A 14,703-nucleotide genomic window follows, 5' to 3' on the forward strand; every position below is an offset into this window, starting at 1 on the left:
TAATTTATCCTGCCTTTGCAGGGCGTTGCGTCCAGCGTGGATTGCGCCAATCGATCCCCTCGAGAAGATAACCCAACTGCGCTGCAGAGATCTGCACCGCCTCGCCGGACCGGCTCACCGGCCAGATGAACTTGCCAGCCTCCAGGCGTTTCAAATAGAGCGACATGCCCACGCCATCATGCCACAGGATCTTCACCAGGTCGCCCTTGCGGCCCCGGAAACAGAAGATCTCCCCGGCATGTGGGTCACGACCAAGCCCCTCCTGCACCTGCAGAGCCAGCGTGTTCATGCCTCGCCGCATGTCGGTCACTCCGCCCGCGATCCAGACCTTAACGCCCGCTGGAAACGCGATCATGCGCGCTCCACCAGTTGGATGAGCCGGACCAACTTCTCCGGTTCCAGTTCGGTCGGCACGATAAGCCGACGGCCATTTGGTAGGGCGATCTCGACTTGGGTATCTCGCGCTGGCTCAAAGGGATCAACCTGACCCGGCCGCGAGCCCGGGCTGTCCTGCGTTACGCTAACCGGCGAAAAGGCTGCAGATCGGGATGCGCCAAGTTCGCCGTTCCGGTATTCACGGCGCCAGATCGTCAGCAGCGAGCGGCAAACGCCATGCCGCCGGGCCGTGGCAGCACATTGCCGATGGCCAATAAAGCTTTCCTCGACAATCCGGACCTTGTCCTCGTCCGACCAGTGCCGGCGGCGGGCACCGTCAGAAACGGCAAGAACTTCGATTTGCGGGCGGTTGTTAAAGTCGGACATAACGTCGGACTTATCATCGGATCGTAGCCGCGATCAGACGGCCGCCGCCGGAGCCTTACGGTCGGTATCGAGGGCGCCGACGATGACAGCCACACAATCGCCTCCTCGGCCTCCAGCATTTAGCGCGGGCTCGGCCGGGGACGGTGCATCTGCGGCTTCAAACTGACGTAGCTTGTTAGCATTCACAGGAGACGAAATCTCGTCCACATATGTAAGAAATAAATCCTCTCCCCTTGCCTCATATTCTAGGCAAGTCAGGAGCAGGCAGGCAACGGTCCATCAAAACGGAACGCCCTGTTCTGGCGGTGAAATGCGTAACAAAAAAATAGGGACCGTATCTTGGGATTTCGTGCGCGGGTCCGCGGCACCCCAGATACTCGGCGTTTTTCTGATCTCTCGATTTGCGTTTCGGTTCGCCGCACCGGCAACAATGAACCAGGCTCTACCGGCACCGTCATCTCCGGCCAGGCACAACATTACATGAACACGCCATAATTCGCCGACTTCATGTAAAGCGCAGCCGCATCCGCTCGGGCATACTGCAGATGACATCCCAAAGAGATCTGCGTCATGCCACCAAGCGGTTCGAACCAAGCTCCTGCAATCGCCCACCAGGTCGAAACTCGATCAGTGAGCGACCTCACTCCCTACACACAAAATGCGCGGGAGCACCCACCGGAGCAGATCGCACAGATCAAGGCTTCCATAGAGCAGTTTGGGATCACAATTCCTCTGCTCATCAAGGAAGATGGCACTCTGATTGCGGGCCACGGCCGCCTTGAGGCGGTTCGTGGCCTCGGACTGACCGAGGTGCCGGTGATCGTGGCCCGTGGCTGGTCTGATGAAATGGCCACGGCCTACGCGCTGATCGACAATCGTCTCGCTGAAACCAGCATGTGGAATGAAGACCTTCTGCGGGCAGAACTTGACGCTCTCGAGGACTTGGTTGGCGCAGACTTTCTCGCCGACGTCGGCTTCTCGCCTGAGGAACTTAACGACCTCCTCCCGCCTTTGACCGCTGCAACCATCGGTGGGCTGTCTGAACCGGATGACCTTCCGGAAACCGCTGAGACGGTCATCAGTCGCCCCGGCGATCTCTGGCAGCTCGGCGACCATCAGCTGATTTGTGGAGACGCCACCGATACTGACGCAGTGCGGGAACTGCTTCATGGCGAAACGCCGAACTTGATGGTCGCTGACCCACCTTACGGCGTCACCTATGACCCGTCATGGCGCGCCAAGGCCGGCGTCAACCGCAACCGTCGCAAACTGGGACGCGTGCAGAACGATGACCGAGCGGACTGGCGGGCGGCCTGGGCCCTGTTTCCGGGCGACGTCGCATACGTCTGGCACGGCGCGCTCCATGCCAGCACTGTTGAAGAAAGCCTGATCGCAGCGGGCTTCGAAATCCGCTCACAGATCATCTGGGCAAAAGAGCGGTTCGCACTTTCTCGGGGCCACTATCACTGGCGCCATGAACCTTGCTTCTATGCTGTACGCAAAGGCGGAAACGCCAACTGGCAAGGCGATCGTAGCCAGTCGACGGTTTGGTCAATTGGCTCACGCGACGATGCCGGGCACGGCCACGGAACTCAGAAGCCCGTCGAATGCATGCGGCGCGCCATCGAGAACAGTTCGGCTGTTGGTAACGCGATCTACGACCCGTTTGTCGGCTCGGGGACGACCCTGATCGCAGCCGAATTGGCGCAACGCCGCGCGTACGTGATCGAGATCGACCCCGCATACGTCGACGTCACCATTCGACGTTGGTCGGAGTTCACCGGCCGCGAGGCGGTTCTTGCTGTAACGGGTCAGCCGTTCACGGACGTCGCGGCGCAGCGTGCTCAAGAGGGAGTTGATCATGAACCGGCCTGAGCAACGCCCCTCCGTACTCTTGGACGAAACCGGCCAGCGCTACCACGTCATAAGCGCAAGCGAAGCACGCGCAGTGATGTGGGGCGCCATTATTGACGCGCTCGACCGCTTCAAGGCAGAGCAGGGTGCTAGCTCGACAGCTGGCCAGCAGCCCGAAAACGTCCTGGACCCACACGACGACACCAGTCGGTCGAGCTGACCATTGTGGCCTACGAAAACCCAGCCCGCGGGCCGCCACGTCCTCGGACGCCAAGATCACTTTCTTCGAAAATAGAACAGAAAGGAAACACGACATGCAAAACCAGTGGAGCGCGTGGAAGCCCTGGACCGGAGGCCCCTGCCCCGGCGACCTCAACACCGTGGTCGAGGTCTTGCTGCCCGATGGCACGCTTGCACCCACTGCCGCGAAGAACGTCGGCTGGGATTTCCCGCAGGATCCCGTGGTCGCCTATCGGGTTCGCGAGACCGCCGCTGCAGACGCCGCGCGTGAGAACCTGCGTCGGCCGGAACATGAGCACTGTGACACCGATGGCTAGCCAGAAGGATGGAGGTGCAGGCCTGACGGTAAGTCAGGCTGCCACCCTCACCGGGCGATCGGAACGCTGGCTCCAGAAGCTGCGGAAAGACGGCTTCATAGCCGACGATGGGCGCGGATCATACACCGTTGTCAGTCTCGTGCGCGGGATCATCGCGCACTATGAAGATGCCCTTGAACGCGCGTCAAAAAAGGATGCCTCAAACGAAGTGGCGCGCGCGCGTGCAGCGGAGATCCAGCAGCGCATCGCGGTCAAGAATAGGGAGCTGATCTCGCAGAAAGAGGCTGAGGCGGTGATCATGCAGCTTGCGACCTGGGTCCGTGCCGAGCTCTACGGTCTGCCGCCGCAGCTGACTCGTGATCGGGCCATGCTGAAGCAGTACAATCAAGTCATTGATGACTGCCTCAATCGCTTGGCGGAAAAATGCACAAAATCTGCAGAGTCTCTGAGATCTGGCAGCGACGACTGAGGCACGCCGCAACCTTCCTTCATCACTGATGGTACGTGCGGGTTTGCGCCAAACAAATCGCCTTGTTTTCTTGATCCAAGCCACACAGAATTCGGAGGAATCAGCTACACACCATTGAAGACCGGGGGCGTCAGCATGGCAATGGACGAGAAGAAACTCGCCAAGCTTGAAGAGTTAATCCAGTCAACCTGGCCAAGCACCGGACCGGACCCAGACTACCCATTCAAACAATACGTTTTCCCAGCAAGATCTCTCGCAGTTATGATATTGGGTGCCTCCGAGGTTCTTCCCCTCGAATACGGAAAGTTCATAGATAAAGAGCCGATCGAAAAACTCATTCCGGCCCTTAAAAAGTTGCTCAAACAGCTTGGGCGGATCTCCGGTCAGGGCGCACTTGAGTTGAAGCTGCATGCCGATATGCTTCAATATAGCAGCGATCGCGAAGAACCCTTTGACGAATTTTCAGACTATGCTCGGCGGCTGCTTCGCTCGGCAGAATACATCGCCAATAAAAACTCCGGTTTGAAGCCGCCGCATGGCGGGACCAATTGGCGAGCAATTTCTGTGTTGGATGTTTGCAGCGAGATCTGGCACCAAGAAACTGGTGAGAAAGCGCCTAGGATCAATGCCGAAACTCAGCATTCGTCGCCTTTCGGGAAGTTCATCAATCACGTTTTTCGAATTCTTGGCATTGGCGCGCAGCCAAGAGTTGCACAGGACAAGCTCCGCCAGTGGCAACAAGATGAAGCCCAGAGTACATGAAGGCTCTGCAAGTTCCTCATATCTCGTAACGAGAACCATTTGGACAGGACATACAACGACTTCCAACGGCTGAGTTCGTCTGGAGGTTATGATGTTGGCCAGCGAAGTCGATCTGGATGCTCATGCATTGCTGCCCCCGCGCCAAGCCGCGCGGTACTTGGGGTTGAGTGAGTCCACGCTGGCTAAGCTTCGCAGCCGTCATGCCCGTGGCCGCGGCCCGCGCTACAGCAAGCTGGGTGGATCTATCCGCTATCGGAAGACCGATCTTGACGCCTGGATCGCTGAGAACGCAACGCGGTCTCCCGGCCAAGCGCCGGATGTCCTTGCCGTCCGCGATGACGCAGAGCGGTGATGGTGATGAAAGCGGAAGCTCAGCCATCCTCAGACTGCCGCGCCCGGGTCGAGGCGGAAATCGCCTCCCTTTGCAGCGCTGGCTTCTCTCTGCTCCCGCTTGGCGGCGGCCCGGAGGGCAAGGCCCCCTTGGTGAGCTACGCCAAGAAAGTCACCATATCGATGCCTCAGGTCTTCGGTGCGATGCGGCGGGCAGATTCGCTCATGTATGGCATTCGGCTGCCTGGCCTCGTCGTTCTCGACCTCGATTGTGACGATGATGATATTATCCGGCGCCTTGAGGACCGTTTTGGACCGGCGCGGGTTCAGGTGAGGACGCCGCGCGGCCTGCACCTTTACTTTCGGCGTCCCGCGGCCTCTCTGCCCAACCTTCGCACCGAGGGTCTGCCCGTCGACGTGAAATCCGGCCCGAATGCCTACGTCGTGGGTCCTGGCTCTATTCGCCCGAACGGAGAAGCCTACTACTACGCCACCGGCGCCCAACTCGGCGAAACAGAAATTACGGTTCTGGCCACGGAGAATAGTGAGAGCGCTCCAATTCTGCAGCCGAAGGTCCCTGAAGGCGCACGGAACCGTCACCTTTTCCAGTCGGCAATCAGCATGGTCGAGTATGTCGATAGCCTTGATGAGCTTTCAGACAATCTGAGGTTTGAGCGTGATGAGCGGTGCGTGCATCCGGAAACGGTAAAGGACGCAGAGGTCGAAGCCATCGCCAAATGGGCTTGGAAGAAGCGGCTCCGCAACTCGGTGTTTGAAGGCCGCAACTCTGCCTTCCGCGTCAACAGGTGTGCTGTAGATGCCATTCGGCATGCCGGCGGATCGTCCGATGCATTGGCACTGTACGTGACGCTGGTGGATCAGCATGGGCATGCACCGGCGAAAGCCTTCGCACTCGATCACACCGGCATGCGCGAGGTAGGGCTGACGGATCTGTCGCGGGAGCGTTTTCTGAAAGCGAGACGGGACTTGGAGCGAGCGGGTCTGCTTTCGCAGGTACGACGCCCCGTTCCCGGGAAACTGCATGCTCAGTTCCAGCTTGTGACCCCGATCGATGGTAACGTCACGAGGTTGCCGAGATGACCAAGCCGCATGCTCCTCGTGTCTCCGCAAATGCATTGTCGCCGCACCTGATGTCCCCGGCCGAACGGCGTGCGGAATTGTGCCGTTTGCTGGCCTGCGGGCTGGTTCGCCTGAAGATGGGACAGTCAAGGAAATATTCTCCTGAGATCGGAGATAGTTCGCTTCACTCCGAGCGCCTTCAGAGCGGTCATGCAATTCCAACTCGCAAGGAGACCGCATGATGACCGACGACCCCATCCCCGCGCGCCTGGCCGCGCTCAAGACCACGCCGACGCCGGCGCTGAAGCAGCAGTGGCGCGAGTTGTTCGGCGGCGAGCCGCCGCCGTTCAACCGGCAGTATCTGGAAAGCCGCCTCGCCTATCGCATTCAGGAACTGGCCTATGGCGGGTTCAAGCCGGCAACCGTCCGAAAGCTGGAGAAACTGGGCAAGCAGCTCGACGGCGGCGACCGCAAGAAGAGCGGCATGCGGGCTGATCGGGAACGTCCGATCAACGGCACACGGCTGATCCGCGAATGGCAGGGTGTCGAGCATGTCGTCACCGTCACCACGGACGGCTTCGAGTGGCAGGGACGGCCCTACAAATCGCTCTCCGCCATCGCCCGCGCGATCACAGGAACGCGCTGGAACGGCTGGGTCTTCTTCGGCCTCAGGAACCGGGGGGCACGGACATGACCAAGCCAATCGTGCGCAAGCAGCGCTGCGCCATCTACACCCGCAAGTCCTCGGAGGAAGGGCTAAGCCAAGAGTTCAACTCGCTCCACGCCCAGCGCGAGGCCTGCGAGGCTTTCATCGCCAGCCAGCGCTCCGAGGGCTGGGTGCTCGTCCGCGATCAATACGACGACGGCGGCATCTCCGGCGGCACGCTGGAACGGCCCGGACTGCATCGGCTGCTGGAGGACATCGAGGACGGCCTGATCGACGTGGTCGTCGTCTACAAGATCGACCGCCTCAGCCGGTCGCTGGCCGATTTCGCCAAGCTGGTCGAGGTATTCGACCGCAACGGCGTGACCTTCGTCTCGGTCACGCAGTCCTTCAACACGACCACGTCGATGGGCCGGCTGACGCTGAACATCCTGCTCTCGTTCGCGCAGTTCGAACGCGAGGTGACCGCCGAGCGCATCCGCGACAAGGTCGCCGCCAGCCGCAAGAAGGGCATGTGGATGGGCGGCGTCCCGCCCTACGGATACCGTGTCGAGAACCGGAAGCTGGTCGTGGACGACGAGCACGCCAAGCATGTCCGTTGGATCTTCGCCCGCTTCCTCGAGATCGGATCGGGGATGGAGCTCGCGCGGGAGGTGTCGAAACGCGGCATCCGCACGCCGCGCGGCAACCGGATCGACAAGAAATACCTCTACCGGATGCTGAACAACCGCGCCTATATCGGCGAGGCGGTGCACAAGGGCGACAGCTACCCGGGCGAGCACGACGCCATCATCGACCGCGAGACGTGGGACCGGGTCCACGCCATCCTGCAGGAAAGCCCCCGGAAGCGCGCCGCACGGACACGCGCCGAGACGCCCGCGCTGCTGAAGGGGCTGCTATTCGGTCCCGATGGCGCGGCCTTCTCGCCGACGCACACCCGCAAGGGCGGCCGGCTCTACCGCTACTACGTCAGCCAGACGGTACTGAAACACGGTGCCGGGTCGTGCCCGGTGGGTCGCGTACCAGCGGGCGAGATCGAAGCGACCGTCATCGATCAACTCCGAGCCGTGTTCCGCCAGCCCGAGATCGTGGCAGGGACGTGGAAGGCCGCCCGCGCCCACGCCGACGACATCACGGAAGCCGACGCCCGTTCGGCGCTCCAGCAGCTCGACCCGCTGTGGGACGAACTCTTCCCCGCCGAGCAGGCCCGCATCGTGGCGCTGCTGGTCGAGCGGGTGGACATCGGCACGGACGGGCTCGACGTCCGCCTGCGCGTCGATAACCTCTGCGGCCTCGCGCGCGAGATGCTGGCCGGCGGCACCGGGGAAGCCGCATGACCCGTGCGACGCCGATCCCCGACACCGTGACGCTCCACGTCCCTTTCCGCGTCGTGAAGCGCGGTGGACGCAAGGAGATGCAGATGCCGGACGGTGCTGTTCAGCCGCGACGGCCGGATAGCGCCCTCGTGAAGGCGCTGGCCCGCGCCTTCCGCTGGAAGCGGATGCTCGAGTCGGGCGAGTTCGCCACCATCGCCGAACTGGCCGAGCGGGAGGGCATCGCGCCCTCATACATGACCCGCGTCCTGCGGCTCACGCTGCTCGCGCCCGACATCGTCGAGGCGATCCTGGACGGGAAGCAGGGGCCGGGGGTGACGTTGGCGCGGGTTCTGGAGCCGTTTCCGGTGGAGTGGGAAGCTCAGCGGTTCAGGCAATCAATCTGAAAACAGACGGGGCAGGCCGCAGCCTGCCCCAATGGTGTGGATATTTCGCCTTATCGCGGGAAAGACCACGCCGCTTCTTCTGCTAGGAATTTCAGGTTATCCCGGAATATGCTGGCTTGGCAAGCATTTCGGAGGGCTCATGTATCGTTTCGCTTTCGACCTTGGAACAAACTCACTTGGCTGGGCCGTCTATCGCCTGGACGCTGATGTGCGGCCCGCTTCTCTTGAAAAGATTGGGGTGAGGATATTCCCGAATGGTCGGGATCCACAGTCGAAGGAGTCCAATGCTGCCGGACGCAGAATCCCGCGCGGTGCAAGGCGGCGGCAGGATCGAAGCCTAGGGCGAAGGAAGCGACTGCTCGATGACCTGGTCAGATTCGGCCTGATGCCATCAGATGCAGAAGACCGAAATGAGGTCTTTGCCACAAATCCCCTCGAAGCTCGGGCGAAGGCCGCACGCGAACAGGTGGCGCTGGAGCAACTTGGTCGGGCGCTCTGGCACATGTCCAAGCATCGCGGATTCAAGAGCAACCGCCGTGCCGACAAGGATGCGGACGAAAAGGGCAAGATCGCGATCGCCTCGGCCGCGCTTCTGGAGCGACTGAGGTCAGATGGGCACCCGACATACGGTGCCTTTCTGCACGCGCGCCTTGCGCGTGGCGAAGGGACCCGCATCCGTCCGACGGGTGAAGGCGCGAAGCTTTCCTACGAGTTCTATCCAACACGCGCACTTCTGGAAGCCGAGTTCGATCACATCTGGGCGACGCAGGCCGCATTTCATCCGTCGCTGACCGAAGACATGCGACAGCGGTTCCGTGACACGATCTTCTTTCAGCGCCCGTTGCGCCCCGTACGCCCGGGGAAATGCACATTTTTCCCGGATCAGGACCGGCTGCCGCGCTGGCACCCGGCCGCACAGGAGTTCCTGATCCTGTCACAGCTCAACCATTTGCGCATTGTCGACGACCACGGCGAACAGCCGCTGGACATCACCGCGCGGGATCTTGTCGCGCGTACGTTGATGGCTGGAACGAAACTGTCATGGTCGGGCCTGAAAAAGACCCTGAAGCTGCCGTCACAGGCCGAGTTCAACCTCGAAAAGGGCGGCATGAAGGAGCTTGCACGGAATGACGTGGCAGCACGACTGCTGGGCGATACGAAGAAACCCGGACCGCTGGCGACGATCTGGCCGACCCTCGACAACGCCACGCAAGAGGAAATCCTGTGGCAGATATCGGAGGTCGCAGACACGGAAAAGCTCATCTGCTGGCTTATTGAAAGGCTTGGGCTTTCTCGCGAGGTGGCGGAAAGGGTCGAGAAGATCCCACTGCCGGACGGTCACCTGCGTTTCTGCAAGACAGCGACGCAGGCGATTGTCGAAGAACTGCGCAGCGACGTCATTTCTTATGACGAAGCGGTCCGGCGCGCGCCTTTGCTTGGCGGAGCGGGGCTGGACCACTCCGATTTTCAGGCCGAAGAAGGCGTCGATACCCTGCCGCCCTACAACCGACTGCCCGTTCTAAAGCGCATGATCGGGAACGGAACCGGGGACCCGAATGACCCCGACCTGTTGCGCTATGGCCGGATCACTAATCCAACCGTGCACATCGCACTCGGTCAATTCCGGCGCGTGATGAACGAACTGATCGCAAAATACGGCAAGCCCGCGCAGGTGGCGATAGAGGCCACCCGCGACATGGCCAAGTCCGCGGAGGAACTGAACAAGATCGAGAAAACCATCCGCGACAACGAAAAACGCAATGATCGCTGGCGTGCCGAGCTTCAGCAAGCGGGGCTGCTGACGGAAGGCGCGCGGATCGGCGACCGGTTCTTGCGGATGCGACTTTGGGAGGAGATTGGCAAAGGCCCCTCAGATCGGCTCTGTCCATACACAGGCCGCCCCATCGCACTGCATCAGCTGCATTCCGACGAGATCGAGATCGATCACATCCTGCCCTTCGAGGAAACCTTCGACGACAGTCCGGCCAATAAGACCTTGTGTTTCCGCGATGCCAACCGCCGAAAGGGCAAGCTGTCGCCGTCCGAGGCCGCCGACCAGCAGCCGGATTTCTTCGACCTGGCCGCCATCATCGGACGCACGAAACACCTGCCCGCCAACAAGTCCTGGCGGTTCCTGCCGGGCGCCATGCAGAAATGGGAGGAGACCCGCGGTTTCGAAGACCGTCAGTTGGACGCCACCGGCTATCTGGCCCGAGTTGTCCGCGCCTATGCCGAGGCGTTGTTCCCGAAAGTCGACGATGAGGGCAAACGCCGCAGCCATGTCTGGGTGCTGCCGGGTCGGATGACGGCCATGCTGCGGCACCGCTGGGGGCTGAACCTGGGCGATCACAACCGCAAGTCGCGCAACGATCACCGCCATCACGCGATCGATGCCGCCGTGGTGGGCGTGATCGACAGGCGGATGGTGCAGGTCTTGCAGACCCATGCCCGGAACATGGGGGGTCAGCGGCTGGACCGAGTCCTGCCCGCCCCGCCTGAGCCCTTCGATGGGTTCCGCGACGCCGTCTTGTCCGCCGTCGAAAAGGTCAACGTCAGCCACCGCGCGCAACATGGCAGCATCGGCCCGAGCGATCCGTCACAGACCAGCGGCAGGCTGCATGAGGATACGGTCTTTGGTATCGTGCGTGATGTGTCCGAGAACCAGGCCGACCGGACCATCGGCAATGTTGTCGTCCGAAAACCGGTGTCCGGCCTCACTGAAAAGGAAATCGGTCAGGTCCGGGACGTCAAGCTGCGCCTAAGCCTGGAAGAGGCCACCAGGTCAGCCCGCGACAAGTCGCTGCCAGAGGCGGAACGCAAGAAGCGCCTCCCCGAGTCACTGGCGAAATGGGTTCAGGAAACCGGCCACCGGAAACTGCGCATCCTGAAACCCGAAGCAGGCGTGCGCCCCGTCCACGACCGTGACGGCGAGCCCTACAAATGGCTGGTTCCCGGCGAAATCTCTTGGCTCGACATCCTTGAAACTCCCGAAGGCACCTGGTTTCAGCACGCAACAGACATCTGGGCGGCGAATTCGGGTGGGGCCAAGCCATGGGATGTTGCGCATCCCGACGCGCGCTTCATCATGCGCGTCCGCAAGAATGACACCATCCAGCTGTTCGATTGGGACGACAAGAACAAGTGCATCGTCGAGGGAAGCAACCAGATCAAACGGATCGTTCGACTGTCGCCAAGCAACTCGGTGATTTACCTCGTCGGGATCAATGATGCTGGAGACTACCAGAAGCGGCACAGTGATGCCAACGATCCCTTCCGCTGGGATTTCGCAAACATCGGCAAACTGAAGCTTCGCCGCGCCCGGCGCGTGCGGATCGACGAACTGGGGCGGGTACACACGATCCCGCATGGGACACTCTGACAGGCAGGCCAACCGCTCGGGCGCATTCCCACAAGGAGGCTCTCATGGTTGGACGGATACTGGAACTGACGAAGCCCGGGCTCTCGGTGCACAAGCGCCGCGGGTTCCTGGCGGTGGACACAAGCGACGGCGAGGCCGGACGGATCGCTTTCGATGACGTTGAGGCGGTGCTGGTCGCCAGCCCCGGAATGGTCTGGTCGAATACAGCGCTTGCCGAACTTGGCGTCCGACATGTACCGGTTATGGTGCTGGGCCATGACTTTAACCCGGTGAGTGTCATGCTCCCGCTCAACGGGCATTTCCAGCAGGCGCATCGTTTCAGGGCGCAAGCAGATGCGTCCTTGCCCTTTCGCAAGCAAGCTTGGGCCACTTTGGTGCGCCACAAGATCATGGCACAGGCTGAGGCACTTGAGCGCGTGAACGAGCCCCCCGAGCGATTGCGACGACTGGCAACAGCCGTGCGCTCCGGCGACCCTGACAATCGCGAGGCCCAAGCTGCGCAGGCCTATTGGCCCTTGATGATGGACAAGGCATTTCGGCGTAACCGCGACGCCTCGGGCGCGAATGCCCTGCTGAACTATGGCTATGCCGTTCTCAGAGCAGCGACTGCCCGCTCGATCGTGGCCACGGGTCTGCATCCGTCCTTGTCCGTCCACCACCGTTCCGGTGGCGATGCGCTGGCGCTTGCCGATGACCTGATGGAACCTTTCCGCCCCACTATCGACCTGATCGTCCGTAGCCTTTGCGCGGAGGGCATCACCGAGGTCGCCGAGGCGCGTGGCGCACTCGTGGCCAGCCTCGCGGCCGATTTCCCGACGTCACAAGGCGCAAGCCCGCTTTCTCAGGTTCTTGTGCGTCTGGCGCAAAGCCTCGCCCAGTCCTGTGAGACCGGCAAGCTGCGCCTCGTCTTTCCGGACCGGCCGATCCCCATCGCCGCGGAAGTGCGGTACGATGAATGAGAACGGTTTCAAACAGCTTTCAGGATACAGAATCATGTGGGTATGGGTGCTTTTCGATCTGCCGGTGCTGACCAGCGCGGAACGCAAACGCGCCACGCGTTTTCGCAACGACCTGTTGGACCTTGGCTTTGAAATGGTTCAGTTTTCAGTCTATCTTCGGCATGCTTGGAGCAAGGAAAAGGCTGAGAGCTATGCAAGACAGGTTGGCGACCTCGTCCCGGACCCCGGCCATGTGCAGGTGCTATTCTTCACGGACAAGCAATATGCCCTCAGTCAGGTCTTCCACGGCAAGCGGAGATCGAAAGCCCCTGCAGAAAAACCAGCTCAACTTGTGCTGTTTTGAGCAGGCAAGGGGCGTTTTTCTGAGGCGCCACTCAGTAAAAAGCCCCGCGCAACAAGAGGTTGCGCGGGGTGTAATCCTAGCAGAAGGAGCGGCGTGGCCAAGCCCGGACAACGCCCTCTTCCTCGAACGCCTCGACCGTATCCTAGCAGAAGGAGCGGCGTGGCCAAGCCCGGACCGCAAGGGGATCGACCTTGACGGCAATCAAATCCTAGCAGAAGGAGCGGCGTGGCCAAGCCCGGACGGCAGTTATGTCAACCGCTCTTGCACTTTTATCCTAGCAGAAGGAGCGGCGTGGCCAAGCCCGGACTTCTCTGGCCCGTCTACGTCTACCTGCACAATCCTAGCAGAAGGAGCGGCGTGGCCAAGCCCGGACCGGGATGGATTTTTCATCCGTGATGCTGACATCCTAGCAGAAGGAGCGGCGTGGCCAAGCCCGGACCAGTTATCGCATTTCCAGAATGGCAAAGCGAATCCTAGCAGAAGGAGCGGCGTGGCCAAGCCCGGACGAAATAGAGAACCGGGTAGACATCCACGTTAATCCTAGCAGAAGGAGCGGCGTGGCCAAGCCCGGACACTGATCTGATTGCCTGCACTTCCATGCTTAATCCTAGCAGAAGGAGCGGCGTGGCCAAGCCCGGACGTTCGGGAAAACGGACTCCACGAGCGCCTTATCCTAGCAGAAGGAGCGGCGTGGCCAAGCCCGGACCGCCGATTGCCTTGAGATCCCCCCGCTGGATGCATTGTTCTACAACCACCAAGCCATGGCCTGAGAACTTCCGAACCCGGTCGCGGCAGATGCAAACGCGACTCCAATCCAAGCAATTTCGGGGACTCTATTTTCTTGTTCTATCACAGGGGTTTACAAGCCATTCACCAAATCGGCGCAGTCATGAGGTCCAGAGAATATCAGCCCTGAGAGACCGCTTTCGAGCCTCCCGGCGCTGAGGCCAGTGCTCAGCCCTTCCCGCATAACCCTCGAAAACAACGAGAAAATCCGGCCGCGGCCAAATCGGGAGAACGCTTTCGCGGGGGCAAGTGGCGGAGAGACAGGGATTCGAACCCTGGAGACGGTTTCCCGCCTACACGCGTTCCAGGCGTGCGCCTTCGACCACTCGGCCACCTCTCCGTGCGGCTCTCTTTAGCCGCGGGGGCGCAGGCAGTTCAAGGGAATTCTTGGGGTTCTCGCGCCCGGCCGTCAGTCTTCCAGGTGCAGGCTCACCCGGCGGTTCTGGCGGCCCTTCTTCTCGATCTTTCCAAGGCGTACGCGCCCTATCTCACCCATCCGCGCGACATGGGTGCCGCCGCAGGGCTGCAGGTCCACCTGGTCGGTGCCCTCGCCGATGCGGACCAGATGCCGTACCAAGTATGTCGCTTGTCTCGTTCGGTACTGCGGTCATCTAACCATCCTGCAAATCACTGAGTTCCTTTTCGAAATCGATCTCGTGTTCGTCAGGCGGATTTACGTGTTCAAGAGCTAGGAAGATGACGTCATTCTTTCGTGCGAGGTGAAAGACAAGTTGAGAGAACTGTGGGTAGTTTTCACTCAACAGGCTCTCCAACGGCCCGGCACCCAGTTGCGCGATTTCCTCGTCAGAAAGTTCACTCTTTGATATCTCGATTATTCCTCCCCAGAGTTCCTCTGGGCGATCGAAGGTCCATCCAACGTAACAATCGACGACCCACTGGCTCGCAGACCACATCGCGGTGCCTGCGGGGCTTCTTTGAAATCCCAGCCAGGAGACGGCAAAGTCACTTGAGTTGGCATTCTTCGGAGTAATCATGGACGAAATGATGGTCGAGAACATTAGCCGAGTCCAGGGACGG

Annotated in this window: 16 protein-coding genes, 1 tRNA gene, 1 pseudogene and 1 CRISPR repeat array; of the genes and pseudogenes, 13 read left to right on the top strand and 5 right to left on the bottom strand. The window is 60.9% G+C overall.

The features are described from left to right. Nucleotides 1-4: 4 nt before the first annotated feature. Complete coding sequence (gene tnpB / locus ACO07J_RS10700; protein WP_067630184.1) at nt 5-355, bottom strand: IS66 family insertion sequence element accessory protein TnpB; 351 nt, start codon at nt 353-355, stop codon at nt 5-7. Beyond that, on the bottom strand, nt 352-762 hold the full coding sequence (gene tnpA, locus ACO07J_RS10705; protein WP_422028806.1) for an IS66-like element accessory protein TnpA: 411 nt from the start codon (nt 760-762) through the stop codon (nt 352-354). The genes tnpB and tnpA overlap by 4 nt, the downstream gene beginning before the upstream one ends. 630 nt (nt 763-1,392) lie before the next feature. Here tnpA and ACO07J_RS10710 point away from each other — a divergent pair. The 13 genes from ACO07J_RS10710 (at nt 1,393) to cas2 (ending at nt 12,879) form a co-directional block, all read left to right on the top strand. Next, the gene (locus ACO07J_RS10710) at nt 1,393-2,637 is read left to right on the top strand and encodes a site-specific DNA-methyltransferase (RefSeq protein ID WP_422028807.1); all 1,245 of its coding nucleotides are present in this window, start codon (nt 1,393-1,395) and stop codon (nt 2,635-2,637) included. After that, nucleotides 2,624-2,836: a hypothetical protein gene (locus tag ACO07J_RS10715; RefSeq protein WP_422028808.1), complete on the top strand. Its 213-nt coding sequence runs from the start codon at nt 2,624-2,626 to the stop codon at nt 2,834-2,836. Before ACO07J_RS10710 ends, ACO07J_RS10715 begins: the two co-directional genes overlap by 14 nt. 94 nt (nt 2,837-2,930) lie before the next feature. After that, complete coding sequence (locus tag ACO07J_RS10720; RefSeq protein WP_422028809.1) at nt 2,931-3,173, top strand: hypothetical protein; 243 nt, start codon at nt 2,931-2,933, stop codon at nt 3,171-3,173. Further along, on the top strand, nt 3,166-3,642 hold the full coding sequence (locus ACO07J_RS10725; protein WP_422028810.1) for a hypothetical protein: 477 nt from the start codon (nt 3,166-3,168) through the stop codon (nt 3,640-3,642). The genes ACO07J_RS10720 and ACO07J_RS10725 overlap by 8 nt, the downstream gene beginning before the upstream one ends. A gap of 135 nt (nt 3,643-3,777) precedes the next feature. After that, nucleotides 3,778-4,404 (top strand): hypothetical protein, encoded by a 627-nt coding sequence (locus ACO07J_RS10730; RefSeq protein WP_422028811.1) that lies wholly within the window; start codon nt 3,778-3,780, stop codon nt 4,402-4,404. 91 nt (nt 4,405-4,495) lie between these two features. Then, nucleotides 4,496-4,756, top strand: coding sequence for a helix-turn-helix transcriptional regulator (locus ACO07J_RS10735; protein ID WP_422028812.1), 261 nt, complete (start codon nt 4,496-4,498; stop codon nt 4,754-4,756). Beyond that, nucleotides 4,756-5,835 carry a bifunctional DNA primase/polymerase gene (locus ACO07J_RS10740; RefSeq protein WP_422028813.1) on the top strand — a complete coding sequence of 360 codons (1,080 nt, stop codon included), beginning with the start codon at nt 4,756-4,758 and terminating at the stop codon, nt 5,833-5,835. The genes ACO07J_RS10735 and ACO07J_RS10740 overlap by 1 nt, the downstream gene beginning before the upstream one ends. Before the next feature lie 217 nt (nt 5,836-6,052). Then, a complete protein-coding gene (locus tag ACO07J_RS10745) occupies nt 6,053-6,508 on the top strand; it encodes a DUF2924 domain-containing protein (protein ID WP_422028814.1) in 456 nt (151 codons plus the stop codon). Next, a complete protein-coding gene (locus ACO07J_RS10750) occupies nt 6,505-7,815 on the top strand; it encodes a recombinase family protein (protein WP_422028815.1) in 1,311 nt (436 codons plus the stop codon). Before ACO07J_RS10745 ends, ACO07J_RS10750 begins: the two co-directional genes overlap by 4 nt. Continuing rightward, on the top strand, nt 7,812-8,198 hold the full coding sequence (locus tag ACO07J_RS10755) for a hypothetical protein (RefSeq protein ID WP_422028816.1): 387 nt from the start codon (nt 7,812-7,814) through the stop codon (nt 8,196-8,198). The genes ACO07J_RS10750 and ACO07J_RS10755 overlap by 4 nt, the downstream gene beginning before the upstream one ends. A gap of 139 nt (nt 8,199-8,337) precedes the next feature. Then, nucleotides 8,338-11,577 carry a type II CRISPR RNA-guided endonuclease Cas9 gene (gene cas9 / locus ACO07J_RS10760; RefSeq protein ID WP_422028817.1) on the top strand — a complete coding sequence of 1,080 codons (3,240 nt, stop codon included), beginning with the start codon at nt 8,338-8,340 and terminating at the stop codon, nt 11,575-11,577. Nucleotides 11,578-11,621: 44 nt separating this feature from the next. Continuing rightward, nucleotides 11,622-12,536 carry a type II CRISPR-associated endonuclease Cas1 gene (cas1, locus tag ACO07J_RS10765; protein WP_422028818.1) on the top strand — a complete coding sequence of 305 codons (915 nt, stop codon included), beginning with the start codon at nt 11,622-11,624 and terminating at the stop codon, nt 12,534-12,536. Continuing rightward, a complete protein-coding gene (gene cas2, locus ACO07J_RS10770) occupies nt 12,529-12,879 on the top strand; it encodes a CRISPR-associated endonuclease Cas2 (RefSeq protein ID WP_422028819.1) in 351 nt (116 codons plus the stop codon). The genes cas1 and cas2 overlap by 8 nt, the downstream gene beginning before the upstream one ends. A 73-nt stretch (nt 12,880-12,952) precedes the next feature. Then, a CRISPR array of direct repeats spans nt 12,953-13,585; the repeat unit is 36 nt; unit sequence ATCCTAGCAGAAGGAGCGGCGTGGCCAAGCCCGGAC. A 330-nt stretch (nt 13,586-13,915) separates the two neighbouring features. Here cas2 and ACO07J_RS10775 read toward each other — a convergent pair. The 3 genes and pseudogenes from ACO07J_RS10775 to ACO07J_RS10785 all read right to left on the bottom strand — a co-directional run bounded on the left by ACO07J_RS10775 (nt 13,916) and on the right by ACO07J_RS10785 (nt 14,684). After that, a tRNA-Ser gene (locus ACO07J_RS10775) sits at nt 13,916-14,005 on the bottom strand. 69 nt (nt 14,006-14,074) lie between these two features. Next, nucleotides 14,075-14,230: pseudogene (locus ACO07J_RS10780) on the bottom strand (alanyl-tRNA editing protein); the annotation flags it as partial. A 46-nt stretch (nt 14,231-14,276) separates the two neighbouring features. Next, nucleotides 14,277-14,684, bottom strand: coding sequence for a DUF6869 domain-containing protein (locus ACO07J_RS10785; RefSeq protein WP_422028820.1), 408 nt, complete (start codon nt 14,682-14,684; stop codon nt 14,277-14,279). Nucleotides 14,685-14,703 lie beyond the last annotated feature (19 nt).

This window comes from Roseovarius sp. (genome assembly GCF_965228755.1).
Taxonomy (GTDB): domain Bacteria; phylum Pseudomonadota; class Alphaproteobacteria; order Rhodobacterales; family Rhodobacteraceae; genus Roseovarius.